Below are 24797 nucleotides of genomic sequence, written 5' to 3' on the forward strand. Positions count from 1 at the left end.
GAATAATATGTCACAGTTTCCCCTAAGTCGTCCTCGCAGATTACGTTACACCTCCTCAATTAGACGGTTAGTAAGTGAGTCCACACTTACGGTAAATGACCTAATTTACCCTATGTTTGTTCTTGAAGGAAATGATCAAGTTGAAGCGGTTGAGTCGATGCCTGATGTATTTCGTTTCAGCATTGATAAGCTACTTGATGAAGTTCAAGAGCTCGTTGATCTTGGCGTTCATGTATTTGCTTTATTCCCAGTTACACCTGCGGATAAAAAATCAGAGTGTGCAAGTGAAGCATTTAACCCTGAAGGCTTAGCTCAGCGTGCTGTGCGTGCGCTAAAAGAAAAGTTTAGGGATATTTCAGTTATTACTGATGTGGCCTTGGACCCATTCACCGTGCATGGTCAAGATGGCTTGATCGATGAGCACGGCTATGTGATGAATGACGAAACCACCGATGTACTTGTTAAGCAGGCTCTTTCGCACGCTGAAGCGGGAGCCGACATCGTAGCCCCTTCTGATATGATGGATGGGCGTATTTGGGCGATACGTGAAGCGCTTGAGTTACAAGGGTTTAAAAACACCAGTATTATGGCTTACTCTGCCAAATATGCCTCAAGTTACTACGGTCCTTTTCGCGATGCAGTCGGTTCTGCAGGTAACATTAAAGGTGGTAACAAGAAAAACTATCAAATGGATCCTGCCAATTCTGATGAAGCATTAAGAGAAATCGAACTCGATATCAACGAAGGTGCCGATATGGTTATGGTAAAGCCAGGCATGCCGTATTTGGATATTGTATTTCGTTGTAAGGAAGAGTTTGGGGTTCCCACATTCGCTTACCAAGTGAGTGGTGAATATGCCATGCATCAAGCCGCTTTCGCTAATGGATGGTTGAACAAAGACGAAGTTATTCTGGAGTCTTTATTAGCCTTCAAAAGAGCTGGAGCCGACGGTATTTTAACTTACTTCGCAAAAGACGCTGCTAAGCTATTACAAAAATTATAAGAAACTATATTTTAAACAAAGGATTTTTGAAATGGAAATAGCCACTACTCCTTTATATGCCATTCTTGCAAGCACGCTATTATTATCATGTGGTGGCGGGGGAGGCGGCTCTGAGCCGGAACTACCGCAACCTACACCAGCGCCAGCACCGACAGTCGATAAAATCGATCTGGATATGGCGTCAAATTTGACGTCTTATACAGTTAGCGTGGTTGAGTCAGTATATCAAATCGCACAGTTGATTAACCCCAAGCTAGAACCTGAATTCGTAGCCATCGGTGCAAGTTTGACACATAACTGTAGTCAACAAGGCACATACACGCTTACTCATGTTGATAGCGATAACAGCGAGAACTTGACGCCAAGCGATAGTATCCAACTTAGTTTTGAAGGCTGTGTAGGCAGCAATGGCCAAGAGATTGATGGCACAGCGGTCTTACAAATATTGAATACCAACGACACATTTGTGAGCGGCTACTCGGTAAACCTTGATCTCATGGCATCGGATGAAGATGGTACCGTTAGTTTTGGCACCGAAGGCATTAATATCGAGAGTGATGTGCCCGATGTGATCAGTTCTGTGTCTTTCAGAACTGTCCAGTATCCATTTTTGATTAGTATTAACAATGAAGTGGACACAATTACTTCCTTAGATATTCGATACGTTTATGACCAAAGTAATCTGCAATACACGATAGATTTTGATTTCGATGTTGATTCAGAGCTATTGGGTATTGATTTTAGGTGTGAAAACACATCTCAAATGATAGGTACTCTATATCAAATTCCAAATGACTACGGTTTTCGATGCGATGCAAACACAAATAATTATATGAGCGTGACTAAATCAGCGGGCAATGAAGAGGTAAACGCCATATTAAATAACTCAGATGGTGGATCGAGTTCTTTTAGCTATAGTGATGCTGATTACTATGAGGGAACGATTGGATTCGCGTTAGGCGCAGCCCCAGAGAGTGCTCTTGCGAATGAAGTACTAGAGATTCGTCTGAATGCATCGAACTCTCCAGAAAACCAAGAGGGACCAAGACCGGAGAGTGTAGTTAAGGTTCTATATGATAAATCAAATCAAAATGCCTATACCTTAAGTTCACTCTTCTCTGGTGCTAGCAACGGCCCGGGCTTGGTTTTACAAAAACTGAATGTAATCGACATGTCGGTTGTGAACAGCCAGCCATTAATCGAAAACGTGTTTGCAGATGCTGTGCGCGCGGCGCTATCAAAAACGGGTGAATACATATATGTATATGTGAATACAGGCATTGGCAACGATCAAGTTTTCATAATATCAACAGAAGATCTATCAATTTTACATACAGTTGATTTAAGCCAATATTTGAATGGAGAAACGATTGATGGGATATCAACATATCTTGAAACCGTCAATGGTGATGTGAATTCATGGATATTTTCATATGAGCTAGATGGAAGTGTTCCAGCCACTCATTTCTTAGAGTTCGATACAGATCAATTAAGTACTAGAGGTAGTGTAGAAGGTGATGTTTCTGCACATGCAATTCTAAGCGAAAGCCCTGGTGTTATTATAATGATGCGAATTAAACAGGGTAGCGATAGAGAGATATTTGCTGGCCGTCTTGCTCTCAACGGGGACAATGAGTGGGAAATGCTAAACTCAGGCAGTGTAAATAACGCAGAGCTTGGATCGATTGCGGCGTCAGGCCAATATAATACACCTGTTTTGTTTGCCCATGATAATCGCATATTTACTCAATATGGCTACGTTTTCTCCAGTGCCATTTTTGAATTGGAAACTAAGCTTGATTTGGAAATTCCTGTTTTGAGCGCGACTTCAGGTATCATTTTTGAGGGTGAAGTCGGTTCTAAACAGAATATGTATGGTCTTGCCGATCTTAATTTGCAACAGACTACGTTCCATTATGAACTACCGTTTTCACAAAATGCTTGGACTATCTACAAAGGAACGGAAGAAGTTTTCTTCTATGGCTCCAGAGATAAATTGCTTCGCGTCGGCATTTTATTGTTTGATTAATCGAGAAGCTCATATATGACGATAAACTATGTCCAATTAGCGCCAGAGCATTTTGCTGCCATCATTGATTTAGGTAATCACGTTCATGGTGATAACTATTTAGATGAAAATAGTATACGTGACATATATGAGCGAAGCTTTTCGAACAATATTAATGCAAGTTGGGTGGCTGTTGTTAGCGCTCAGCAAGAAGATATATTGGGTACATCAGTCAGAAATACACCTGATGGCTACTTAGTGGGTTTCCGCTTAACCATAGCGGCTGATAAATGGCAGCCCGATGAATGGTGTTCACCAGAGTTATGGATGCTTCCTCCCAATCAAGTTTGCTATTTTAAGTGCAACACCGTTGATGAAAACGTACGAGGTCAGGGCGTAGGTTCTGCGCTCTTAAAGAAATCTATTGCAAGCGCAAGCTCACAAGGTGCAGAAGCAGGGCTCGCTCACATTTGGTTAGCAAGCCCTGGCAATTCGGCTTTCTCTTACTTCAAAGCCTGTGGTGGGAAACTAGTGAAAGAACACCCCAACAAGTGGCAAAAGCATAGTATCGAAGATAACTACGATTGCCCTGTGTGTGGCAGTTTATGCGAGTGCACCGCCGCAGAAATGTTATTACAATTCAATGAGAATGAAGCCTAATGTACGATCCACTCGTTGATCAAGTACCGCCTAGCAACGAAACAAAACCAGATAGTTTTTGGGCGGCAGATAAGCAGGCTTATCAATATCCTCCCCTTACTGGCCAACAAAAAACGGATGTTGTTATTATTGGTGGTGGCTATACCGGTTTGTCATGCGCATTGAATTTAGCCCAAGAGTTTGGTGTTGAATGCGCCGTCATAGAAGCCAATCAACCTGGCTGGGGCTGCAGCGGGCGAAATGGTGGGTTTGTTTTACCGGGCACAGGTAGGTTAAGTGTCAAACAAATGCGAGAGCGCTGGGGAAAGTCAGTTAGCCAAGCGATTTATAGAGAATACCTTGATTCTATCGACTCAGTGGAGAGCCTGATTAGTGATGGTATTGACTGCGAACGAAGCGCAGGTGGCTACTTAAAGCTTGCTCATAAAGCCTCCTTAGTAGACGGTTTGCATCGACAGGCCGCTGAATTAGGCGACGAATATGGTGATTCAATTGTCCCGCTTTCAGCAAGCGACATATCCAATAAGTACCTATCAGGCACACCCTCTTTTGGTGGGATATATTATCCTAATGCTGTAGGTGTTAATCCGTGGATGCTTTGCCAAGGTCTTGCTAAAAAAGCGCAGGAAGCAGGAGTGAAAATCTATGGTAATAGTGCCATTTCTGAATGTAATCGTAGCAATCAAAAACACCTCTTAAGCACAAGCGAAGGCTCGATTACGGCAAATACCCTTATAGTTGCTACGAATGCATATGCGCAACGGAATCTGCACAGTGGATTGAAGGATCGAATGTTCCCTGTACTATCGAGCATCATTGTAACTGAGCCTCTATCAGAAGCAGAGTTACTTACCGTAGGAATGGCAGAAGGCTTAATGGTAATGGATACCAGACCGTTAAAATACTACTACCGAATATTACCAGATAAGCGTCTTCTATTTGGTGGCCGCGGCGCAATTAAAGGCAAACATGCAAACCAAATAAAATACCAAAATGCTTTGAAAGAAGGCCTGCTGTCTACGTTCCCTAATCTGGCTAATGTCAAAATTAGTTCGTTTTGGAGTGGATGGGTTAGCGTATCTTTAGATGATTACCCGAGGATATATCATGATACTTCTGCACAAACCCTATACAGCGGTGGTTACTGTGGAGCAGGACTCGCATTCTCTATTCAAGCAGGAAAACGACTGGCACAGTTGTACTGCGCACCTGAGCAATTACCGGATCTTCCTTATTGGAAATCGCCATTGAAAATCTTTCCACTTGCTTCAGCAAGACGACCCGCCTTGCAAGCATTCTATGCTTGGGAGGCATTGAAACGTAAAGTTGGAATGTAGGCCTTCCAAATACTTTATAATAAAAACTTATCACTCAATCTATTTTATGTTTCAGCGGGCGCTTGATACGCTTGATCACAATATAACGAACCTATCCGCCGTTGCCTTGACAAAGCCGAGCTAGGAAGTATTCGCAAATGTTGAACCCCGTTAATATGTCGTTTACACTCAATCTCCTTATTAAGCGCTATGTGTGACTACAGGCAATATCAAATATATGTCGAATAATTCTTCGAAAGTTGAGTATAAGCTGCGCCGCAGTGGTTTTAAGGTTCTTTTAGCTTTTTCAATATTAATATCAGCGATTATTATTATTGCCAAACCAAACAATGTTTATATTGCGTGGCTAATTGCCTCTAGTTGGTTTGTTTTATCTGCAACTGCCTTATGGAAGCCCAGCTTTAGTGAATTTTGTGCAAAAACTTGGGTGTTCGTTTCAATCCCTATTATTCCATTCCTGATCTTAACGAATGGCATTATCCCTGCGACTCTAATTTCCTTAGCGACTCTATTCCCCGTAATGCTAGTTAAGGGACTGTGGCGATTAATCGCGATAGTTACTATCGCGAGCTCTACACTATTGGTGCCCTTTTCAAACGTGCCTTATGACACCGGCATTTGGCTGCGCTTATCTGTTTCAAATGCAATTGTTGCCGCAATCGTACTAAGCTTGGTGACCTATTTAGAACAAGCCCTGCTAGAAAGTTTAGATAAATCTGATGACTTGAAAAAAGCGCTGTTAGGCGAACGTAAAGCTAGCGAAGCTCAATCAAAATTCTTGGCCAATATGTCACATGAAATCCGAACACCCATGAACGGAATATTAGGCTTGCTGGATGTCGTTTTAGCTGCAGATTTAACTGAGCAGCAGCGTTCACACCTAAAGAAAATTAAATATTCTGGCGAAGTCTTACACCGCATACTAAATGATATCCTCGATTATTCGAAGCTGACAGCTGGAAAGTTGCTCATTGAAGAAGTCGCAATCAATATCCCCGAAATAGTCACTACGAGCTCTTCTTTTTTCCAAGCACAAGTGCAAAAAAAAGGTATAGTGTTGACTTACTCTATCGATGAAAAGCTGGAAAATAGTCTCATTGGCGACCCAACTCGCATCACCCAAGTCATCACTAATTTATTGGATAACGCAGTTAAATTTACAGAAAAAGGTAAAGTGAATATTTCTGCCGATGTGACGAAGCAGTCTGAGTCTGAGCAAAGCCTTGAATTCTGCATTAGCGATTCTGGTGTTGGCATACCGAAAGAAAGCTTGGACAATATCTTTTCAGCTTTCACGCAAGCGGATGATTCCACTTCTCGCCGTTTTGGTGGCACAGGATTAGGTTTGCAAATTGCTAAAAATTTGATTGAACAAATGGGCGGGGAAATTTGGGTAGAAAGTACAGAGGGAGAAGGGAGCAAATTCTTTTTTACACTCTCTCTAGCTATGTCATCTAAGCTACCATCAGAAAACAGTAAGGCGGTTGATGCATCGAAGCCCCAGTATAGTGGCAGAGTGCTTGTCGTCGAAGATAACTTCATTAATCAAGTTGTCGCACAGGAAATTTTATTGTCGTTTGGTCTTGAAGTCGAGCTCGCGGAAGACGGTCAAAAATGTATTGATGCGCTCAAAAATACAGAATATGACCTAATTCTTATGGACTTACATATGCCAAATGTCGATGGCTTTGAGGCTTGTTCTATCATAAGAAAAACTAAGCCAGATTTACCTGTCGTGGCCTTAACCGCAGCAGTTTTGAAGGATGAAGTTCAAAAAGCACTGGACGTAGGAATGAATTCGCACCTAGCTAAACCTATCGATCAAGATGAATTAACAAAGGTCTTAAGTCGTTACCTTAATCGACAGGTTTAATTTAGCTTTAGATCTCTACTTGGATGTTATCAATAATCCGCGTTTTCCCTAAGAAACCCGCGCCTAAAATAACTAATTTTTTATCTTCATGGCTTGGCTGAAGTAAACTGTTCGCAGAGCGAATATCAATATAATCTGGTTTGAAACCAATACTAGCGAGCCGCTCTCTATTCTCTTGAAGCATAATCGAAAAATCTCTTCGACCGCCTTTAATTTCTCTCGCCATTTCAGATATTAACTTATACAAACCAGGGGCTAGCTTACGCTGCTCATCATTCAAATAATTATTTCTTGAGCTCATCGCTAAGCCATCCGACTCACGCTCAGTGGGAACACCATGTATTGTCAAATTCATAGACAAATCGGTGACCATCGCTTTAATAACCTGCAATTGCTGGAAGTCTTTTTCACCAAAAAATGCCATGTTAGGTTGAACCATGTTGAAAAGTTTACAAACGATGGTTGCGACCCCTCTGAAGTGGCCAGGGCGACTTGCACCGCAAATCATGTAGGACAAACCAGGCACTTCTACGAAGGTTTGTTGCTCCAAACCACGGCTATAAATATCGCTAACCTTTGGCATGAACAAGAGGTCTACACCTAATTCATCGAGAGAAGCTTTGTCCTGCTCCATTGTTCTAGGATAGGAATCCAGATCTTCGTCTGGGCCAAACTGCAAAGGATTAACGAAAATCGAAACAACGACTTTGCTGGCGTGTTTCTTAGCTTCTTTTACCAGCTTAAGATGCCCGTCGTGCAAATTACCCATGGTTGGAACAAACGCAATGGCTTGTTTTTCGGTTTGCCATTCACGACGAATTTCTCTTAATGTTTTTATGTCACTAACTATTTGCATAGAGCTTACTCAAAAGAATGTTCAGGACCAGGGAAACGACTTGCTTTGACATCTTCAATGTATGCTGCCACTGCGGCGCGCATATCATTGGTTTCAAGCAGATAGTTTTTACTGAATTTAGGCATGTAGTTAGCACTGATACCGAACATATCGTGCATAACCAAAATTTGTCCATCGGTACCCACACCGGCACCTATGCCAATCACAGGAATAGTTAATGCTTCAGAAATAAGCTTCGCGACGGAACTAGGAATGCACTCTAACACTAGAAGTTGAATACCCGCTTTCTCGAGTTTAATCGCCGCATCTAGAATTTTCTGAGCTTGCTCGTTCTCTCTGCCCTGTACTTTAAAACCACCAAATACGTGAACCGATTGTGGTGTTAAACCCAAGTGTCCACAAACAGGAATGCCGCGCTCAACTAAGCCAGAGATAGTCGAAGTTAACCACTCACCACCTTCAAGCTTAACCATGTTCGCACCGTTCGCCATCAATTTTGCCGCGTTCGCGTACGCAAGTTCGGGCGTTGCGTAGCTCATAAATGGCATGTCTGAAATAACAAAAGCGCGATCTGTTCCCTTACGTACACAAGCAGTATGATAGGCAAGATCGTTGACACTCACAGATAAAGTATCGTCATCACCTTTCAGCACCATTCCGAGTGAATCACCAATGAGCATGACGTCGATAAATTGCTCATCGAACAATTTTGCGAAGCTAGCATCGTATGCAGTAAGTGCTGCTATTTTTTCGCCTTTTTGCTTTAATTGCAGCAGCGTTGAAATTGTCACTTTTTTCATGTGTTTACCCCTTTTTCATTGCTTTACAACTGAAGCACTCTCTTCTTCATTCGTTTTTTTTGTGTCGATGCGATACAAGCCCTCTAAATTACATTTTGCAACCCATGTAGCTAGAGAACGGCCGTCTTGCATTATTATATCGGGTGAAATCTCAAACAAAGGAACGAGCACAAACTCCCGGTTTTTCATGCCGTAATGGGGGACTGTGAGGTTTTTCGTGTTCAATGCTAAGTCGTTGTACAAAAGAATATCTAAGTCGAGTGTACGTGGACCCCAGCGCTCACCATTACGTTTTCGGTCTTGTTGATTCTCGATACTCTGCAATGTTGCTAACAACTCCTGCGGTTGCAGAGAGGTTTTTATTTTACATACGGCATTTACATAATCCGGTTGATCTTGAGGGCCCATCGGCGAACTTGCGTATAAATGCGACTTAGCCAAAAGTGTCATTTGGCTATGCTCGTCAATTGCTTGAAACGCACTTTGTAATTGCTGCACTGGGTTTCCCATGTTGCTGCCAAGACCGATGTATGCAATATCAGTTAACATAATTAATTGGCTTTCCGTTTCTTGTTAAACTTTCGTTTTTTAGGTGGTCCAGCTTGTTTGCGTAGATCAGCAACCATATCTTTACGTTTCTCGGGCGTCACTTCTTGAAATTCAGTCCACCACTCACCTAGTTCAAGCAGGTCACCGCCTTCAATTTCACCACGAATAAGTAGGAAATCGTAAGCAGCCCTAAACTTTGGATGGCTTAACGTTTGATAGGCTCTGCGTCCAAAGCGTCTTGGTAAACGTAATTGCAATTGCCAAATATCTCGGACGGGCATGCTGAAGCGTTTGGGTATCATGATACGTTGAGTTTGACGGTGTAATACTTCGCCGACTGCAATATTGAATGCGTCATGATGCGCAACACCCGATTCACTCATGATGAGTTGTGTGCGTTCTTCAACGGGATACCATAAGAATGCTGCATACAAGAACGCAGGTGTCACCCGCTGCTCGTTATTAATACGATCATCGGTGTTCTTCAGTACTTTCTCGACAAGTTTCATTTCACGGCATGTATTGTCAACGAGTAAGGGTGACAACTGCGGAAATAATTGCGCAAACAAGCCGTATTCATGCAGTAAATGAAAGGTTCGAAGACCGCATCCGCCAATTAATAGTTTTAACACTTCTTCAAACAATCGCGCGGGTGGAATATTGGCTAGGAGGTGTGCAAGCTCTTTTATCTCCTTGCCTACCTCGGCAGGAATGGACATGCCCAACTTAGCGCTAAAACGAATAGCACGAATCATGCGCACCGGATCCTCGCGGAAACGTGTTGCAGGGTCGCCTATCAGTTCAATTTTCTTCTCTTTGATAGATTTCATGCCATTGGCGAAATCGATGATACTTTGATCTTTCGCACTAAAATACATGGCGTTAAAGGTGAAGTCACGACGCTCAGCATCTTCTTCTATTGTGCCAAAAACATTGTCTCGTAACAGTTGGCCTTGTTGATCTTGCTTTGCTAAGACATCTTCAACTTCATTGCCTTTGCGGCCTTTTACAGTTGTTTTGTTTTCTTCTTCATTTGCGTTAACTTCTTCGTGGTGACCTCGGAATGTTGCCACTTCGATAACGTCTCGTCCAAATACAATGTGAGCAAGACGAAAGCGCCTGCCGATTAATCGACAATTACGAAAACACGCTTTAATCTGTTCGGGTGTAGCATTCGTGGCGACATCAAAATCTTTAGGCGTTTTGCCCATTAACTTATCGCGTATACATCCGCCGACAAGATAAGCTTCATAGCCTTTTGCATTCAGCCTGCGCAAAACTGACAGTGTATTATCACTGATGTCGGCAAAAGTAACCGGATGCTGCCCCTTTGGAATGATGACAGGATTAATGACTGATTGTTGTTTTGTTGGGGTGCTTGGCATGCCACCTTAACCTATTAGTAACGACTTCATTGAGTAACGTCTTTGTTATTGTTGTAACGCCATGACATTTTCATAACGTTCAGAAAGCTTTGATCCTTCGATTTAACTCATATTTAAGTTAAGTCTGTGAATTATACTGTATTTATACCAGAAAACAGAATTTCTCTTCTCTTTGCTAGCAAATTAGGCGACCAATTCTCTATAGCCCATTGAATCAGCCCATCTACAGGCATATTTTCATCTAGAGTATCAGTTGAAAGCCCAATGATTTTTAACGCGCAAATTAAATTTACCGAAGCTTGATTATTCTGAATGGGAGCAGCATGGTTTTGCTTGCTGAGTTTTCTGCCATGCTCAATACAAATAGCCGGTAAATGGAAGTATTTTGGGGCCTTTTCGCCCAATAGACGATAGATCTGTTGTTGCTGAATAGTTGTGTCAATCAGATCTGCTCCTCGCACTACATGGCTGACTTTTTGTGCTATATCGTCGAGCACTACTGCAAGATTATAGGCAAAGAGACCATCTTTTCGTTTTATGCATATGTCTTCACTACAAAAACTAGGATCAACCTCAACATTACCTAAATGAAGATCAATAAAACTTGAATCAGTGCAATTATTAATCAACCTGATCGCGTTACCTTCAAACGGCAGCTCTCTATCTCGGCAGGTTCCGGTGTAATATTTACCTTTAGACTTAATTTCTTGCCTTGTGCATGAACAGGCGTAAACGAGTTGCTTTTCACGAAGTGTGTCCAAGGCATGCTGATAGGCTTTGTTTCTGGCAGTCTGATAAAGAGTTTCGCCATCCCACTGCATACCGTGAGCTTGCAGCTGTGACAAAATGGTTTGGTCGGCACCAGCTTTTACACGAGTAGTATCCACATCTTCAATTCTTACTAACCACGCTCCATTGGCTTGACGAGCGTGTAAGAAACTCACTAAGGCACAAATCAGCGAGCCGAAATGAAGTGGTCCACTGGGGGAGGGAGCAAATCTGCCAATATAAGACTGCATTATAAAACCTGTTTATTATTAATATCTTAGCTATTCACAGACAATAAAAAACCGCGATAGCTCACGCTAACACGGTTTCGTGCAATTCAACAGAAGCAAAAAACAAGTTATCCTTGCATTTGTTTCTCTTTAATTTCAGCCATTGTCTTACAGTCAATACACATGTCTGCGGTTGGACGAGCTTCAAGACGGCGAATACCAATTTCGATGCCACATGAATCGCAAAAACCAAAATCATCTTCTTCAATACGCTTCAATGTTTTTTCGATTTTCTTTATTAGCTTTCTTTCACGATCGCGAGCTCTCAACTCTAAGCTAAACTCTTCTTCCTGAGCGGCTCTATCAACTGGGTCAGGGAAGTTTGCAGCTTCGTCTTGCATGTGATGAACAGTGCGGTCTACTTCTTGACGAAGTTGATTGCGCCATGCTTTAAGGATCAATCTGAAATGATCCATTTGAGCATCGTTCATATATTCTTCGTCAGACTTTTCCTGATACGGCGTTACATCAGCTAACGCAAGTAATCCTAGTGTTTTTCCTGTTGGCATCTGCCATTTCTCCTAAACGTCGACATTTTGCATCCCTTTGCCTGTTAATTTAGTGGCAAATAACATCGCATGTGAATGTCGTTTCTTGTTTATTTAATGCAATTTAAAGCACTAAATACAATAATTTTGTAACTCACTTTTTACATTGAGGACGGTAATATGGTCATTTTTACACAAAAATCAATCTTTTTTTAATCAGCAATTGACACAGAATGAGCTAACTCAATAAAATCGCTAGAAAAATTGCAAGAATAACAAATTACCTCTACCCCCACTTTTTGCGCTTCTTCAACTGCAAGGGCATATTTCTCGTCAATATGCCTCGCAATTTTAAATTCTCTAATGCCTGAATGTTGAGCGCAAAACAATAATACGGCTCTATGTCCAGCTTTTGCCAAATCAGCTAATTCATTCGCGTGTTTTGTTCCGCGCGAAGTAACTGTGTCTGGAAAAAGGCCTAATCCATTTTCGCACAAGGTCATTGATTTAACCTCAACATAGCAATCAGGTAGTTCATCGCCTTGTAAGTAAAAGTCGATACGGCTATCACCTACTTTCAGTTCAGGTGTAATCTTACGGTACTGAGCAAGTTCGCTTATTTTGCCATGCGCCAAAGCCGCTTTTACTATCTTATTTGCGTTATTGGTATTAATACCAATATAGTGCCCTTGTTCATTTTTTGCCAATTCCCAAGTGTGAGCATATTTTCGTTTTTTATTTGCTGACTCACTTAAAAATACTTCCCAACCAGGTTCTGCACAATTTGTCATTGCCCCAGTATTTGGACAATGTACGGTTATTTGTTCGCCATTGCTCAATTGCACGTCAGCTAGAAATCGCTTATAACGCTTAATGAGAGTGCCTTTACTCAGTGGCGATTCAAACTTGAGCACACTGCCGCTTTCTTTTTTATATTCGCTCATTGATTTATTTGTACATTTCATTGGGTTTTAGAAATTAGCCCGCATAACTATGGATATAAACTAGAATAATTAAACTAGTATAAATCAGTATTTGTTTAACAAACCATAAAACCTTGTTGGAGTCCTAATGTCAAATTTCCACGTTTCATTGAGCCATAAACCCGCGGCAGTATCATGGGGAGCTAATAGCAAACTTTCGTTTGTTAACGGCGGAGCGGTGTTGCACCTGCCTGATGATGGCTTGAATTTGCGCCAAATTCAGAAATCTTCACGCAAAATATCATCCTTGGGTGTCGAGAATATTGAATTTGTAGGTGATTGGGATGCTGAGCAACAATGGGCTTTTGCTGTGAGTTATTGTGGTGCTGGTTTCCAAGGAACAATTACTTGGTGCAAAAATGCAGACGAAAATGATTTAAGCACACGTTTTGCAGCCATGCAGTTTACTCGTCAACTAGTGAACGAAACACCAGAAGAACTTAGCCCCGAATCTCTAGCCTCATCGGCAGCTGAATGGATCACGTCGCTAGCACCGGAATTTATTTCAAGCAAGATGATAGTTGGAGAAGATCTGGTAAGCGCTGGTTGGCACGGCATATACGAGGTAGGTCGCGGTAGTTCACGTCCACCAGTTTTGCTTGAACTAGATTACAATCCAACTGGGAATGCTGATGCGCCAGTTGATTTTGCTTTAGTAGGGAAAGGAATTACGTTTGATAGTGGCGGCTATAGCATCAAGTCTAGCGAAGGCATGTTGGACATGAAGTGTGATATGGGCGGCGCAGCAACCGTCACTGGTGCTTTGGGCTTAGCGATTATGCAAGGCTTGAAGAAAAGAACGAAGTTATTTCTATGTTGTGCAGAAAATTTGATCAGTGATCATGCTTATAAATTAGGTGATGTCATTACTTACAAAAACGGTGTGACTGTGGAAATAGTAAATACAGACGCAGAAGGGCGTTTAGTGCTTGCGGATGGTTTGATGGCCGCTACTGAATCAGGAGCTCAAAAAATAATTGATGCTGCTACGCTTACTGGAGCGGCTGTTATGGCTGTAGGTAAAGAGTTCAATGCTATCTTCAGCTTAGATGAAGACTTCCAAGCGTCGGTTCTTGCCAGTGCAAATAAAGTCAATGAACCACACTGGCGCTTACCACTTATGCCTTGGCATCAAGAGCAATGCCCATCTCCATTTGCAGATACCGCAAATAGTCGTCCAGTAAAAGGTGGAGGTGCAGGAGGCGCATCGAATGCTGCTGGATTCTTGTCACGTTTTGTTGGAAATGAAGGGCAGGGCTGGGTGCATTTTGACTTGGCCGCAGCTTACAACCGCAACGGCAGCGACATTATGCCAAACGGTGCGACTGCTATAGGAATAAGAACTATTGCCGACCAACTTGTCGGCTAATTAAATGGACGGGCGGTTTAAATGCCGCCTAGTCTCTCTGCCAACTCTTTATATCTTTCAACGTCCGCGCGGTCGAATAATGCCTTGCCATTTTCATCTTTATCTTTTGCTAACAATAGACTTTCTCGCTCCAGTCGCTCAACTCTTACGTCTTGCACGGCAAGAAATTCTGCCACTTCACTAATCGTCATTAACGCCATCATATGCTCCGGTAATTTGATAATAAAAATCGCTCTGTTGAAGGTTAACGACAGATTCGACAATATGATAAGGATAATTATCATATCAGTATATTTATTCACATAAGTAAAAAAAGCAAAAAAAAACTGATCAAATTTCATATATTGCTCGAAGTTTTGGGGATTAACTGCCATTTCTGAACAGAATAGCGCATAATCAGCACTTTTTTAGAGGAGCTCGTTTTGGTCGAAATTTTATCAGCAGCTACCATGCTTTTCCTTATCATGGACCCGCTTGGCAATTTACCGATTTACATGTCGGTACTCAAAACGATAGATCCAAAGCGTCGACGCATCGTCATTATCCGTGAATTGTTGTTTGCACTTATCATTTTGATGGTGTTTCTACACAGTGGGCAAGCACTGCTAGATTTCCTTAAAATTGAACAAGAAACGGTGAGTATTGCCGGTGGCATCATTTTGTTTATTATTGCAATCAAGATGATATTCCCAAAGCCAGGCGGAATAATGGGCTTACCTTCGGGTGAAGAACCTTTCATCGTGCCACTCGCAGTGCCAATGATAGCAGGCCCTTCGACCATGGCTGCTTTGATTTTATTATCTAATCAAGAGCCAAATAAAATGACTCAGTGGAGCATCGCTTTATTTGCTGCCTGGTTAGTGAGTGCGATAATTTTAACGATGTCGAATACTTTCCATCGTTTGCTAGGTGAGAAAGGCTTGAATGCCATAGAGCGTTTGATGGGTATGATCTTAGTTATGATAGCGATACAAATGTTGCTAAATGGCATTGGTGCATACTTTCAACATCAGCTAAGCTGACTTGCTCAATAATAAAAAAACCAAACAATTAATTAAAATAATGAGTTTTCGATAATGTCTAATGCTAAAAAAAACGGTAAAAACGATTTCGCTGGTAGTAAGTTGAGCACCTTTCAGCAAGTAAGGGATCTTTCTAAAAAGCCTGCCGTCGCATTTTCCGCAGCACTATTGCAACGCATGCTTCCCAATTACGAGCTGTTTTGTGAAGTGAACGAGTTTGGCGATAAGGAATTAGCTTCTAAGCTCGTTGACCTCATCTGGGAATGGTTAAACGCCTCTAAAGCAAAAATTAACTATGCAGTTCAATTAGAAAAACTAGAGGAAGTTACGCCGGATATCGAAAATTTCAATAATTTTGGCGTGTATCCAGCCTTGGATTTCTGTATGGCCTTAACTGCAACTTTACAACTTATGTCTGATGAAGAACCAAACGGGGCTGTTATGGTGGCCAAATTGAGTCAAGGCGGTGTTGAAGCTTATTTGTTAGCATTATCAGAAACAGATTTGACGAATGAAGAAGTGAAGCAAGACCCATTGATGCAGTTTGAAATTGATACTCAACTTGAAGTGCTAGCCATGTGCAAGAATAAATCAATTGATTTCAAATCACTGCGCACAGAGATGAAGGCGCAAGAAATGTCGAATATCGGTTTAAGTTTAGGAGAATAGATTCGTTACGTAGAAAGCTATATTCTAACCTACCAGATATAAGCGAGCACTGACCTGTTGAGTTGATTTTTCTTTAATTAGCTTCCAACTGTCAGGAATTTGCACTGTCATGTCGCTAACTTCCATTTCTATGTAGATTTTACTTCCTTGTATTACAAGCTCATTTTCATCAATGAGTTTGATGCAAGGCTGCACAAGCTGTTGATTAAATGGTGGATCGATAAAAACAATATCGCTTGCGGATTTGTACTTTTTCAGTAGCTCAAGTGTATTGCCATGCCGAATTTCTGCTACTTTGGTGTCGTACTTAAGCAAATTTGCGTTAGCTTGCAATTGATTAGCTGCCTGCCTATCTAACTCCATGAAAGTCACGCTTCTCGCGCCGCGTGAAAGCGCTTCAAAACCGAGTGAGCCAGCACCCGCAAAGCAATCTAGACAAATTGCTCCGCGCATATCCAGCATCAGCCAATTGAATAAGGTTTCCTTCATACGATCAGTCGTTGGACGCAGGCCTTCTGCATTAAGCACAGGAAGCTTTCGGCCACGATGGCTCCCGCCGATTATTCGAATTGAACCTGTGCTGGAATTTGCTTGTTTTCTTGCTCGCGTCATGTGCTAGGAAAGTGTTAGTATTGGCATGTATTTAAAATTATATCTGAATCTACTCATCTGCTGTTAAGGATTTTTTGAACAACATGGCAAATCTGTTTAATTGGTTTAAAAACGACCAAGCTAAAAACCAGCCTGAAACGACTGAAGAAAAAGCGCAAGAAACATTGGAAGATGTGAATGCAGACTCAAGTGATATCGATCAAATATCTCAAACGCCTGTTGATGAACTTGATTCTGACTTAAGTGACGTGGAATCAGCTGCGCCGCTGGCATCAGAAACCAAAGAGAAACCCAGTTCAGGCGGCTTCTTTACTCGTTTAAGGCAAAGTCTATCGCGCACTAAAGAGACAATCGGCACCGGCTTTGTATCTTTATTCGCTGGTAAGAAAATAGACAGCGATTTATATGAAGATTTAGAAACGCAATTACTAATAGCTGATGTTGGTATTACAACTACTACTAAAATCATCGATAAGTTAACTGAGAGCGCAAAATTATCCCAGTTAAAAGATGGTGAAGCTTTATACGACCTTCTCAAAGAACAAATGAAAAGTTTGTTATTGCCAGTATCAAAACCACTAGATTTAAGCGCTCCTGATGATGAGCAAGGTAACAAAGAGCCCTTTGTCATTTTAATGGTGGGTGTCAACGGTGTGGGGAAAACCACAACCATTGGTAAATTAGCGAAGCAGTTCCAAAGGGAAGGTAAAAAAGTTATGTTAGCGGCGGGTGATACTTTTCGTGCTGCGGCTGTGGAGCAATTGCAAGTTTGGGGCGAACGAAATGACATTCCTGTCGTCGCGCAACAATCAGGTTCAGACAGTGCTTCTGTTATTTTTGATGCCTTGGTTTCTGCCAAAGCAAAAGGTGTCGATATTCTAATTGCAGATACTGCGGGTCGATTACAAAACAAAGATCACTTAATTGAAGAACTCAAAAAAGTCGTTCGAGTGATGAAGAAAAAAAATCCAAACGCACCTCATGAAGTTATGTTAACTCTTGATGCCAGCACTGGACAAAATGCCATTAGTCAGACAAAAATATTTAATGAAGCAGTCGGCATTAGCGGGATCAATTTAACAAAATTAGACGGAACGGCAAAAGGTGGTATTATTTTCTCACTCGCCGATCAATTTGGGATCCCTATTCGTTATATTGGAATAGGTGAGGGAATTGATGATCTTCGCCCATTTGAAGCAGAACAGTTTGTTGATGCGCTATTTAGTCATGATGCAACTGAGCAATAATTGCTAAACGACAGTAAAGGAAGTCAGCTTGATAAAGTTTGAACAAGTTAGTAAAACCTATCCCGGGGGCCAACAGGCCTTGCGAAAAGTTGACTTTCATGTCGAACAAGGTGAGATGGCTTTTCTAACAGGTCATTCAGGTGCAGGAAAAAGTACTTTACTCAAACTTATTAGCATAATGGAACGACCCACTGTGGGTCGTGTGCTCATTAATGGTCACGACCTAAGCTCAATAAAACGCAGACAAATTGCTTATATCCGCCGTGATATAGGCATGATATTCCAAAGCCACCAATTGTTAATGGATAAGACCGTTTATGATAATGTGTCTCTACCACTTGTGATTGAAGGCCACACCAGAAAAAATATCGCAAAACGCGTTGATGCCGCTCTTGAAATGGTTGGCCTGCGAGATAAAGCAAAGAATTTACCCATTATGTTATCGGGCGGCGAACAGCAACGAGTCGGCATTGCTCGAGCAGTCGTCAATCGACCTCCACTACTTTTAGCCGATGAGCCAACTGGGAACCTAGACCCTAAGCTTTCAATGGAAATTATTCGTCTATTCGAAGACTTTAACCAGGCTGGCGTCTCCGTATTTATTGCCACTCACGACCTCGGTTTAATCGCTCGCATGAAATATCGCACGTTAACGCTCAAAAATGGCCAAATGATCACTGATGGCTTAGACGAGCCACCAAGCGATGGATTGTACGTATGAGCCTTCTATTCAAAGGTCGAGCACATGGCGCTGAGTCTGTAAAGATTGGTATTTTCCAGCTAATCATTATGTTTTTTACCGATCACATGCGCCAAGCCGTCAATAGCTTAGGCGAATTGTGGCGCTCACCGTTTGCCTCATTGATGACTATTGGCGTGTTAGGCTTTAGTATCACCTTACCCAGTACTCTATATGTCCTAGTTAAGAATACAGAGCAAATTAGTGAACAGTGGGAACAAGCTTCTGAAATATCATTGTTCCTGCGTGAAGGACTAACAGATGCGAGTGCTCAGCAACTGCTTACTCGCTTAAGACTGTGGCCCGAAATTGCTGAAGTGACCTACATTAGCGCCGAAGAATCCTTAAAAGAATTTCAATCACTATCTGGACTTGGTGATGCACTTAATTACCTTGAAACGAATCCTCTGCCAGCGGTCGTGTTAGTTGTGCCAACAAGTAAACATGCCAGTCCAACGTCAGCTGGGATCTTGTTAGACAAATTACGAAAAGAAAGAGAAGTAGATATAGGCAAGCTCGACATTGAGTGGTTAGAACGTTTATATGCACTTATCAACATTGCAAAAGATTTGGTTACCTTGTTAGCGGTGCTACTCTTTTTTGCTGTGGTGCTTATTATAGGCAATACAATAAGGCTTAATATTCTCAGTAAGAAAGATGAAATTGTTGTTATGAAACTCGTTGGCGCCACCGATGCTTTCATTCAAAGACCGTTTTTATACACTGGTTTCTGGTATGGCTTCTTGGGCGGAGTCATGGCTTGGGTAACTGTACTCATTGTTTTGCTATGGGTCGATTACAGCATGCAAGACTTCATGGAGAAGTATCAAGTTGACTTTAATTTAACCGCGATGGATCTTAGTACCCTGTTAGTCATGCTAATGGTATCGGTTAGTCTTGGAATTGCTGGGTCAATACTCTCGGTCCAGAGACACGTTAAAGATATTGAGCCGCGCTAAACCTGCACTCGGCATGTTTTAGTGCTATATTTTCTAACCAAAGTCGCATCAGGAATCCTGATGACGAAAGATAATGTTATTACTTTTGATTTTATTAAGGTACTAAATGTTTGCATATGTAGCTAGGCAAGCCATATACGATAGTGAAAAACGCGTTTTTGCATATGAACTATTGTTTCGCGATGGCATCGATAATTGTTTTCCAGACATCTGCCCCGATGAAGCAACCAGTAACATGCTAGCTGCGAGCCATCTTTCAGTTGGCGTCGAGGCAATTACACTTAATAAACTCGCATTCATTAATTTTCACCAAGATACAATCCTTTATCGTTTTCCCTCTACTCTCGATCCTATGAACGTTGTAATTGAGATTGTAGAAACCGTCAAGGTGACAGATGAATTGATCAAAGCTTGTGCACACATCTCTAATTTAGGCTATAGAATTGCTCTCGATGATTATGATTTTTCGGAGCAGTGGGACGCCATAATGCCCTTGGTCAGTTTTATCAAACTAGAAGTCGAACTGATCAACTTAGATGATCCAATCGTGCTCAAAAAACTTGAAGAATTTAAGCAGAGAAAAGTTACTTTACTGGCCGAGAAAGTAGAAACTCATGAGGAATTTGAACGCCTAAAAGCTGCAGGCTTTCAATATTTTCAAGGTTACTTTTTATCGCGCCCTGAAGTCATAAAACACAAAAATATTGATGTATCGACTAACTCTGTAGCTGAACTCGTTGGCATCAGTATCTCACCTGATTTTGATGTGCAAAAAGTCCAAAAGGTTTTTGAGAAAGATGTTGGCTTAGCCTTTAAGCTTATGCGCTTTATTAACAACCCGATGTTTAACAAACGCCTAAAAATTGAAAATTTAAATCATGCTATCAAGTACTTAGGCCATGTTGAATTAAAGAAGTTTATTGCACTTTTAGCTCTTGCAAATTTGAAAGGTAATAAACCTATCGACATACTCGTATCAAGCTTGGCTAGAGCGCATTTTTGTAAATTACTATCTACAGCGATGGGTCAAAAAGAAGATCCGCCTAAAAGTTTTATTTTAGGTTTATTCTCGAAGATAGATGCCTTGCTAGACATGAGTATGGCTGATGTATTAAAAAGTTTGCCATTTTCACAACAGATAGTAGACGTATTATGTTTAGTAGAAGACGAAGGAATGTTAGCTGTACAATATAATTTATGTTTGGCACTGGAACGGGCTGACTGGGACGCTGTTGATACTTTGGCAATCGATACGGGCATGACAGTAGATGATATCTTTGCAATGCATTACGAAGCCTTAGAATGGGCTGACAACATGAAAGGCACTTTAGAATAACCTACGTACGTTCTCGAGTTGCTTTATTATGCTCTAGGTTTTGCTCTCGGGAAGAAATCAGACAAAGCTTGACGCATTTCGTTGCTCCAACGGATAGCATCGTTAAATAGTGCATGTAAATCTTTTTGAGAAACATTCATCTTTTCAGATTGAGTTATGATTTTACCCCAAAGCCCACTTTCAAAGGCCCTAACAGTATCTAAGTACTGCACATACTCTCCTTCAACACCCATCAACGCTTGTTTTATTTCATTATTGATCGGTAGCTTCTCAAGAATCGTTGGCATATCGCCATCTAAAATAGCATCTAACAGCGAGAATAGACCGACTATAAATGCCGACATCGCTTTTTTCTTTCCATGTTTGTGCAGTTCAAACAGTTCACAAAATTTAGCGCGAACCAGTGATACTTGAAGCAATTCAACAGGCTTCGTGTCATTCAAACTAGCAAGTGATAGCAAGGCAATAAATTTCTTAACTTCAACTTCACCCAGATAATGCAAAGCATGGCGCAAGGATGTAATCTTTTCACGTTTGTTGATCATTGGATTATTGATAAATCGCAATAACAAATAAGACAAAGCAGCATCGCGCTCAATAATACTGGCTACTTTTTCTAAATTAAATTGCTCAGCAGAGCTTTCTGACATTAACTCTAAAAGAGTTACTTTTGATGAAGGTAAGGCTTTTGCAGAGCGTGTGTCGGGTTGAGTGAAAAAATAACCTTGGAAATAATCGAAGCCTAGGTCACGACACATCGCAAATTGATCAAGCGATGATACTTGCTCAGCTACTAACTGAATACCCGAGGCCGCTAAAATAGGAACATGCTTTTCAAGTAATTGATCGCTCACTTTCGTAATATCGACTTTAACGATATCAATATAAGGGTATGGGCTTAGTACGGCTGACTGTAGTCGGTTGTCATTCAATGCTATTTGATAGCCACTATTCTTGAGCGATTCGCATGCATTCAGTAAACTCGTATTCACTGCAGGGTTCTGCGTAAGTTCTACAATAATATTGTCGGAGGAAAGTTCTTGAGGGAAGCGGTTGATGACTGTTTCAGGTAGAAAGTTAATAAATGCACGTTGGTCACCTGAGATCTCATCGATGCCTAAGGTGTTAAATCGTGTAGAGATGAGCTCTGATTTATTGGGTTCGTGTTCCGGGTAAGCACCATACGCGCCATCTCTAAATAAAAGTTCATAGGCAAAGAGATCTTGGTCTTTGTCTAAAATAGGCTGGCGAGCAATAAATGCAAACATCTTTACTTCCTAGTATGGCGTTTAGCTGATAGAACTATTCATGTTTTCTGCCCAATGCATCGCTTCGTAATAAAGCGTATACAAACGTGCACCGGTGAGATCGAACTGCAAAGCAATATAGTCTATTTCATCCCAATTAGCTTCTTCAAACGCAAAACACGCTCGCATTTGCAAGCCCATTGTTGAGTCAATATTCTTTTTACACAAAGCATCTCTTAACTCTTCTCCTACTGGAAGCTTTTCTGCCAAGCTTTCCATTGGTTGGTCGAGCAAGGCATCCAGCATAGAAAATAAACCAAGGATAAAACTCGTTGGTGGATTTTCTGGCAACTCAAGTTCAATGGACATAAGTGAGCAAAAACGAGCGCGAACTAATGATTGAATCAGCAGCTCTGTTGGCTTTTCGCCTCGCATGTTCGCAAGCGCAAGCAGGGCGATGAACTTCTTAATTTCAATGTGGCCCATGTAATTAATTGCGTGTTGCAAGGACTCAATTTTTTGGCGTTTATTGATCATTGGATTGTTAATAAAGCGCATCAATTTATAGGCTAAACCAACATCTTTCTCGATGACTTTAACCACTTCCTTAGTATCAAAGTTTGAAGAGTTACTTAAACTCACAAGCTCGGTAACTGAATGCAGGGAAGCATTTAAGTCACGGTGGCGAATCATTTCTGGTCGCGCTAGAAAATAACCTTGGAACAGTTTTACGCCCATATTCTTAAAGCGCTCAAATTGTTCATGAGTTTCTACTTTTTCAGCAATGATTTTAATGCCTTGTGCATTTAGTTGCTGAATTTTTGTGACGGCAGCCGCGCCTTGTTTTTCAATTTCTTCTACTTCAACTTTTATAAAGTCGACGAAAGGAAGGAAGATATCCCATCGACTCGCAAAATCGTAATCGTCAAGCGCAAGCTGATAGCCAAGATCACGAATGTGTTTACAGGCTTGCACCAATTCGTCGTTTACTTCAACGGTTTCAACAATTTCAATCACAACACTGAGTGGATCGAGGGTCGAAGGAAAGCGATAAAGAAGAGTGTCTTTGTGAAAATTGATGAATGCTGGTTTGTTGAAGGTAATATCTTCAATACCGACAGTAAGATGACTATTGGCAATCATGCTACTAGTTGCCTCGTCAGGAGACATATCAGGGAAGCAGTTGCTGTCACCGTCCCTGAATAATAACTCGTACGCAAATACGCGTTTATCTACATTATAAATAGCTTGTCTTGCAACATATGAAAACATTAATTAATAGCTCGAAATGTGAAAGCGAAAATAAAATAAATCTTTTAGTTTTGTGATCGTTTCTTGAATTTAGCATATAATAATACAGTGTTGTCGCCTATTTATACAAAAAGATAGGTAAATTGATATTTTTTCTTACTTGGGGCTTGAGTTCTGAGGAAGAATCCTTATATTCAATGAAATGATCTAATCGAACTTTCGGTCTAGTATACTGTCTATAGATATACAGTTTATTCAGAACTGCTGAAACTAAACTTGTATAGTGAAGTAACGAGGTGAAAATGAGTACAAAAATGCAATCATTAGCATTAAGCGTCCCGCGCAGTGGCAGTATCGAAAGCTACGTTTCAGCGGTGAGTAGCATAAACATGCTAACGGCAGACGAAGAAAAGTCTTTGGCTGTTCGTTTGTTTGATGACGGCGATCTTGAAGCTGCACGTAAATTGGTAATGTCGCACCTACGCTTTGTTGTGCATGTCGCAAAATCTTATGCAGGCTATGGTTTACCACAAGCTGACTTAATTCAAGAAGGCAACATTGGTTTGATGAAAGCGGTTAAACGTTTTGATCCAAACGTAGGTGTGCGCTTGGTTTCGTTTGCAGTGCATTGGATAAAAGCTGAAATTCATGAGTTTGTGCTTAAAAACTGGCGCATCGTGAAAGTCGCAACAACCAAAGCACAACGAAAATTATTTTTTAACCTACGCAAAGCTAAGAAGCGCTTAGGTTGGTTTACACATGAAGAAGTTCAAAAGGTAGCTGATGAGCTGGGTGTAAGCACAAAGGAAGTTTTGCAGATGGAAGCTCGCATGAGCAGCCAAGATGCCGCATTCGATTTAACGAATGACGATGATGAATCAAATGCATTTGCTCCAGCGCAGTATCTTGAAGACAAGACAACTGATGTTGAAATGGACGTGATTAATGATGATCATGACAAAAACGCATCAAATCGTTTGTATTCAGCAATCAAAACGTTAGACGCAAGAAGCCAACACATCATTGAGACTCGTTGGTTGTCTGACAACAAAATGACTTTGCAAGATTTGGCAGATGAATATCAAGTTTCGGCTGAACGAGTTCGTCAAATTGAAAAGAATGCAATGAAAAAGCTTCAAGCGGCTATGGCTTAATAAGCAAAGCACACAAAATGCTGATTCTTAAAAACAAAAAAGCGCTAATGGAATGAAGTGACCCCCAATAGTTGGACAATCCAATTACTGGGGGTCTTTTTATGTCCAAACATCACAAAGTATTTAAGTTAAAGCTAGCGAAATTAGCCCAAGAAGAGAGTTCAGTAGTCTTAGAGCGGAAGTTTGGGGTAC

Annotated in this window: 24 protein-coding genes; 13 read left to right on the top strand and 11 right to left on the bottom strand. The window is 41.3% G+C overall.

From position 1 onward, the window contains the following. Positions 1–7 precede the first annotated feature (7 nt). The 5 genes from hemB to ACKLNX_RS10095 all read left to right on the top strand — a co-directional run bounded on the left by hemB (position 8) and on the right by ACKLNX_RS10095 (position 6881). Positions 8–1003, top strand: a complete 996-nt coding sequence (hemB, locus tag ACKLNX_RS10075; RefSeq protein WP_412972260.1) for a porphobilinogen synthase — start codon at positions 8–10, stop codon at positions 1001–1003. A gap of 31 nt (positions 1004–1034) precedes the next feature. Beyond that, complete coding sequence (locus ACKLNX_RS10080) at positions 1035–3032, top strand: hypothetical protein (RefSeq protein WP_412972261.1); 1998 nt, start codon at positions 1035–1037, stop codon at positions 3030–3032. Between the two features lie 15 nt (positions 3033–3047). Then, positions 3048–3671, top strand: a complete 624-nt coding sequence (locus ACKLNX_RS10085; RefSeq protein ID WP_412972262.1) for a GNAT family N-acetyltransferase — start codon at positions 3048–3050, stop codon at positions 3669–3671. After that, positions 3671–5008: an NAD(P)/FAD-dependent oxidoreductase gene (locus ACKLNX_RS10090; protein ID WP_412972263.1), complete on the top strand. Its 1338-nt coding sequence runs from the start codon at positions 3671–3673 to the stop codon at positions 5006–5008. The genes ACKLNX_RS10085 and ACKLNX_RS10090 overlap by 1 nt, the downstream gene beginning before the upstream one ends. Before the next feature lie 217 nt (positions 5009–5225). Then, the gene (locus ACKLNX_RS10095) at positions 5226–6881 is read left to right on the top strand and encodes an ATP-binding protein (protein WP_412972264.1); all 1656 of its coding nucleotides are present in this window, start codon (positions 5226–5228) and stop codon (positions 6879–6881) included. A gap of 7 nt (positions 6882–6888) precedes the next feature. On the opposite strand, the gene panC is transcribed toward ACKLNX_RS10095, so the two are convergent. The 7 genes from panC to sfsA all read right to left on the bottom strand — a co-directional run bounded on the left by panC (position 6889) and on the right by sfsA (position 12961). Next, positions 6889–7737, bottom strand: a complete 849-nt coding sequence (gene panC / locus ACKLNX_RS10100; RefSeq protein ID WP_411692719.1) for a pantoate--beta-alanine ligase — start codon at positions 7735–7737, stop codon at positions 6889–6891. Between the two features lie 5 nt (positions 7738–7742). Next, a complete protein-coding gene (gene panB / locus ACKLNX_RS10105) occupies positions 7743–8537 on the bottom strand; it encodes a 3-methyl-2-oxobutanoate hydroxymethyltransferase (RefSeq protein ID WP_412972265.1) in 795 nt (264 codons plus the stop codon). 15 nt (positions 8538–8552) lie between these two features. Next, positions 8553–9086 carry a 2-amino-4-hydroxy-6-hydroxymethyldihydropteridine diphosphokinase gene (gene folK / locus ACKLNX_RS10110; protein WP_412972266.1) on the bottom strand — a complete coding sequence of 178 codons (534 nt, stop codon included), beginning with the start codon at positions 9084–9086 and terminating at the stop codon, positions 8553–8555. A 2-nt stretch (positions 9087–9088) separates the two neighbouring features. After that, positions 9089–10471, bottom strand: a complete 1383-nt coding sequence (pcnB, locus tag ACKLNX_RS10115; protein WP_412972267.1) for a polynucleotide adenylyltransferase PcnB — start codon at positions 10469–10471, stop codon at positions 9089–9091. 131 nt (positions 10472–10602) lie between these two features. Further along, positions 10603–11490, bottom strand: coding sequence for a tRNA glutamyl-Q(34) synthetase GluQRS (gene gluQRS, locus ACKLNX_RS10120; protein ID WP_412972268.1), 888 nt, complete (start codon positions 11488–11490; stop codon positions 10603–10605). Between the two features lie 107 nt (positions 11491–11597). Then, positions 11598–12038, bottom strand: a complete 441-nt coding sequence (gene dksA / locus ACKLNX_RS10125; RefSeq protein WP_411692724.1) for an RNA polymerase-binding protein DksA — start codon at positions 12036–12038, stop codon at positions 11598–11600. Between the two features lie 191 nt (positions 12039–12229). Further along, positions 12230–12961, bottom strand: a complete 732-nt coding sequence (gene sfsA / locus ACKLNX_RS10130; RefSeq protein ID WP_412972269.1) for a DNA/RNA nuclease SfsA — start codon at positions 12959–12961, stop codon at positions 12230–12232. A gap of 127 nt (positions 12962–13088) precedes the next feature. Here sfsA and pepB point away from each other — a divergent pair, with 127 nt between their 5' ends. Continuing rightward, complete coding sequence (gene pepB, locus ACKLNX_RS10135) at positions 13089–14369, top strand: aminopeptidase PepB (RefSeq protein WP_412972270.1); 1281 nt, start codon at positions 13089–13091, stop codon at positions 14367–14369. Between the two features lie 17 nt (positions 14370–14386). Here the strand turns inward: pepB and ACKLNX_RS10140 are convergent, their stop codons facing one another. Further along, complete coding sequence (locus ACKLNX_RS10140; protein WP_411692895.1) at positions 14387–14569, bottom strand: MerR family transcriptional regulator; 183 nt, start codon at positions 14567–14569, stop codon at positions 14387–14389. Positions 14570–14791: 222 nt separating this feature from the next. On the opposite strand from ACKLNX_RS10140, the gene ACKLNX_RS10145 reads away from it, so the two are divergent. Together ACKLNX_RS10145 and ACKLNX_RS10150 are read left to right on the top strand one after the other, a co-directional pair. Further along, positions 14792–15391: a YhgN family NAAT transporter gene (locus tag ACKLNX_RS10145; protein ID WP_411692727.1), complete on the top strand. Its 600-nt coding sequence runs from the start codon at positions 14792–14794 to the stop codon at positions 15389–15391. 54 nt (positions 15392–15445) lie between these two features. Then, the gene (locus ACKLNX_RS10150; protein ID WP_412972271.1) at positions 15446–16060 is read left to right on the top strand and encodes a YjaG family protein; all 615 of its coding nucleotides are present in this window, start codon (positions 15446–15448) and stop codon (positions 16058–16060) included. A gap of 24 nt (positions 16061–16084) precedes the next feature. Here the strand turns inward: ACKLNX_RS10150 and rsmD are convergent, their stop codons facing one another. After that, on the bottom strand, positions 16085–16672 hold the full coding sequence (rsmD, locus tag ACKLNX_RS10155) for a 16S rRNA (guanine(966)-N(2))-methyltransferase RsmD (protein ID WP_412972272.1): 588 nt from the start codon (positions 16670–16672) through the stop codon (positions 16085–16087). Between the two features lie 83 nt (positions 16673–16755). Between rsmD and ftsY the strand changes: the two genes are divergently transcribed. The 4 genes from ftsY (at position 16756) to ACKLNX_RS10175 (ending at position 20953) form a co-directional block, all read left to right on the top strand. Next, entirely contained in the window at positions 16756–17919 is a 1164-nt protein-coding gene (ftsY, locus tag ACKLNX_RS10160) for a signal recognition particle-docking protein FtsY (protein ID WP_411692730.1), read from the top strand. Between the two features lie 28 nt (positions 17920–17947). Beyond that, on the top strand, positions 17948–18640 hold the full coding sequence (gene ftsE / locus ACKLNX_RS10165; RefSeq protein ID WP_411692731.1) for a cell division ATP-binding protein FtsE: 693 nt from the start codon (positions 17948–17950) through the stop codon (positions 18638–18640). Beyond that, entirely contained in the window at positions 18637–19617 is a 981-nt protein-coding gene (gene ftsX / locus ACKLNX_RS10170; RefSeq protein WP_412972273.1) for a permease-like cell division protein FtsX, read from the top strand. Before ftsE ends, ftsX begins: the two co-directional genes overlap by 4 nt. A 106-nt stretch (positions 19618–19723) precedes the next feature. Beyond that, entirely contained in the window at positions 19724–20953 is a 1230-nt protein-coding gene (locus tag ACKLNX_RS10175) for an EAL and HDOD domain-containing protein (protein ID WP_412972274.1), read from the top strand. A 26-nt stretch (positions 20954–20979) separates the two neighbouring features. Here ACKLNX_RS10175 and ACKLNX_RS10180 read toward each other — a convergent pair whose 3' ends face one another. Both ACKLNX_RS10180 and ACKLNX_RS10185 read right to left on the bottom strand, forming a co-directional pair. Then, on the bottom strand, positions 20980–22221 hold the full coding sequence (locus ACKLNX_RS10180) for an EAL and HDOD domain-containing protein (RefSeq protein ID WP_412972275.1): 1242 nt from the start codon (positions 22219–22221) through the stop codon (positions 20980–20982). Positions 22222–22242: 21 nt separating this feature from the next. Continuing rightward, the gene (locus tag ACKLNX_RS10185; RefSeq protein WP_411692735.1) at positions 22243–23472 is read right to left on the bottom strand and encodes an EAL and HDOD domain-containing protein; all 1230 of its coding nucleotides are present in this window, start codon (positions 23470–23472) and stop codon (positions 22243–22245) included. A 281-nt stretch (positions 23473–23753) separates the two neighbouring features. On the opposite strand from ACKLNX_RS10185, the gene rpoH reads away from it, so the two are divergent. Beyond that, positions 23754–24605 carry an RNA polymerase sigma factor RpoH gene (gene rpoH, locus ACKLNX_RS10190; protein ID WP_412972276.1) on the top strand — a complete coding sequence of 284 codons (852 nt, stop codon included), beginning with the start codon at positions 23754–23756 and terminating at the stop codon, positions 24603–24605. Positions 24606–24797: the final 192 nt, after the last annotated feature.

This window comes from Glaciecola sp. MF2-115 (assembly GCF_047250385.1).
In the GTDB taxonomy this organism is placed as follows: Bacteria; Pseudomonadota; Gammaproteobacteria; order Enterobacterales; family Alteromonadaceae; genus Glaciecola.

Excerpts from the sequence above, each read along its gene's own strand:
- hemB (WP_412972260.1), top strand. The coding sequence starts at position 8 with ATGTCACAGTTTCCCCTAAGTCGTCCTCGCAGATTACGTTACACCTCC.
- ACKLNX_RS10080 (WP_412972261.1), top strand. The coding sequence starts at position 1,035 with ATGGAAATAGCCACTACTCCTTTATATGCCATTCTTGCAAGCACGCTA.
- ACKLNX_RS10085 (WP_412972262.1), top strand. The coding sequence starts at position 3,048 with ATGACGATAAACTATGTCCAATTAGCGCCAGAGCATTTTGCTGCCATC.
- ACKLNX_RS10090 (WP_412972263.1), top strand. The coding sequence starts at position 3,671 with ATGTACGATCCACTCGTTGATCAAGTACCGCCTAGCAACGAAACAAAA.
- ACKLNX_RS10095 (WP_412972264.1), top strand. The coding sequence starts at position 5,226 with ATGTCGAATAATTCTTCGAAAGTTGAGTATAAGCTGCGCCGCAGTGGT.
- panC (WP_411692719.1), bottom strand. The coding sequence starts at position 7,737 with ATGCAAATAGTTAGTGACATAAAAACATTAAGAGAAATTCGTCGTGAA.
- panB (WP_412972265.1), bottom strand. The coding sequence starts at position 8,537 with ATGAAAAAAGTGACAATTTCAACGCTGCTGCAATTAAAGCAAAAAGGC.
- folK (WP_412972266.1), bottom strand. The coding sequence starts at position 9,086 with ATGTTAACTGATATTGCATACATCGGTCTTGGCAGCAACATGGGAAAC.
- pcnB (WP_412972267.1), bottom strand. The coding sequence starts at position 10,471 with ATGCCAAGCACCCCAACAAAACAACAATCAGTCATTAATCCTGTCATC.
- gluQRS (WP_412972268.1), bottom strand. The coding sequence starts at position 11,490 with ATGCAGTCTTATATTGGCAGATTTGCTCCCTCCCCCAGTGGACCACTT.
- dksA (WP_411692724.1), bottom strand. The coding sequence starts at position 12,038 with ATGCCAACAGGAAAAACACTAGGATTACTTGCGTTAGCTGATGTAACG.
- sfsA (WP_412972269.1), bottom strand. The coding sequence starts at position 12,961 with ATGAGCGAATATAAAAAAGAAAGCGGCAGTGTGCTCAAGTTTGAATCG.
- pepB (WP_412972270.1), top strand. The coding sequence starts at position 13,089 with ATGTCAAATTTCCACGTTTCATTGAGCCATAAACCCGCGGCAGTATCA.
- ACKLNX_RS10140 (WP_411692895.1), bottom strand. The coding sequence starts at position 14,569 with ATGGCGTTAATGACGATTAGTGAAGTGGCAGAATTTCTTGCCGTGCAA.
- ACKLNX_RS10150 (WP_412972271.1), top strand. The coding sequence starts at position 15,446 with ATGTCTAATGCTAAAAAAAACGGTAAAAACGATTTCGCTGGTAGTAAG.
- rsmD (WP_412972272.1), bottom strand. The coding sequence starts at position 16,672 with ATGACGCGAGCAAGAAAACAAGCAAATTCCAGCACAGGTTCAATTCGA.
- ftsY (WP_411692730.1), top strand. The coding sequence starts at position 16,756 with ATGGCAAATCTGTTTAATTGGTTTAAAAACGACCAAGCTAAAAACCAG.
- ftsX (WP_412972273.1), top strand. The coding sequence starts at position 18,637 with ATGAGCCTTCTATTCAAAGGTCGAGCACATGGCGCTGAGTCTGTAAAG.
- ACKLNX_RS10175 (WP_412972274.1), top strand. The coding sequence starts at position 19,724 with ATGTTTGCATATGTAGCTAGGCAAGCCATATACGATAGTGAAAAACGC.
- ACKLNX_RS10180 (WP_412972275.1), bottom strand. The coding sequence starts at position 22,221 with ATGTTTGCATTTATTGCTCGCCAGCCTATTTTAGACAAAGACCAAGAT.
- ACKLNX_RS10185 (WP_411692735.1), bottom strand. The coding sequence starts at position 23,472 with ATGTTTTCATATGTTGCAAGACAAGCTATTTATAATGTAGATAAACGC.
- rpoH (WP_412972276.1), top strand. The coding sequence starts at position 23,754 with ATGAGTACAAAAATGCAATCATTAGCATTAAGCGTCCCGCGCAGTGGC.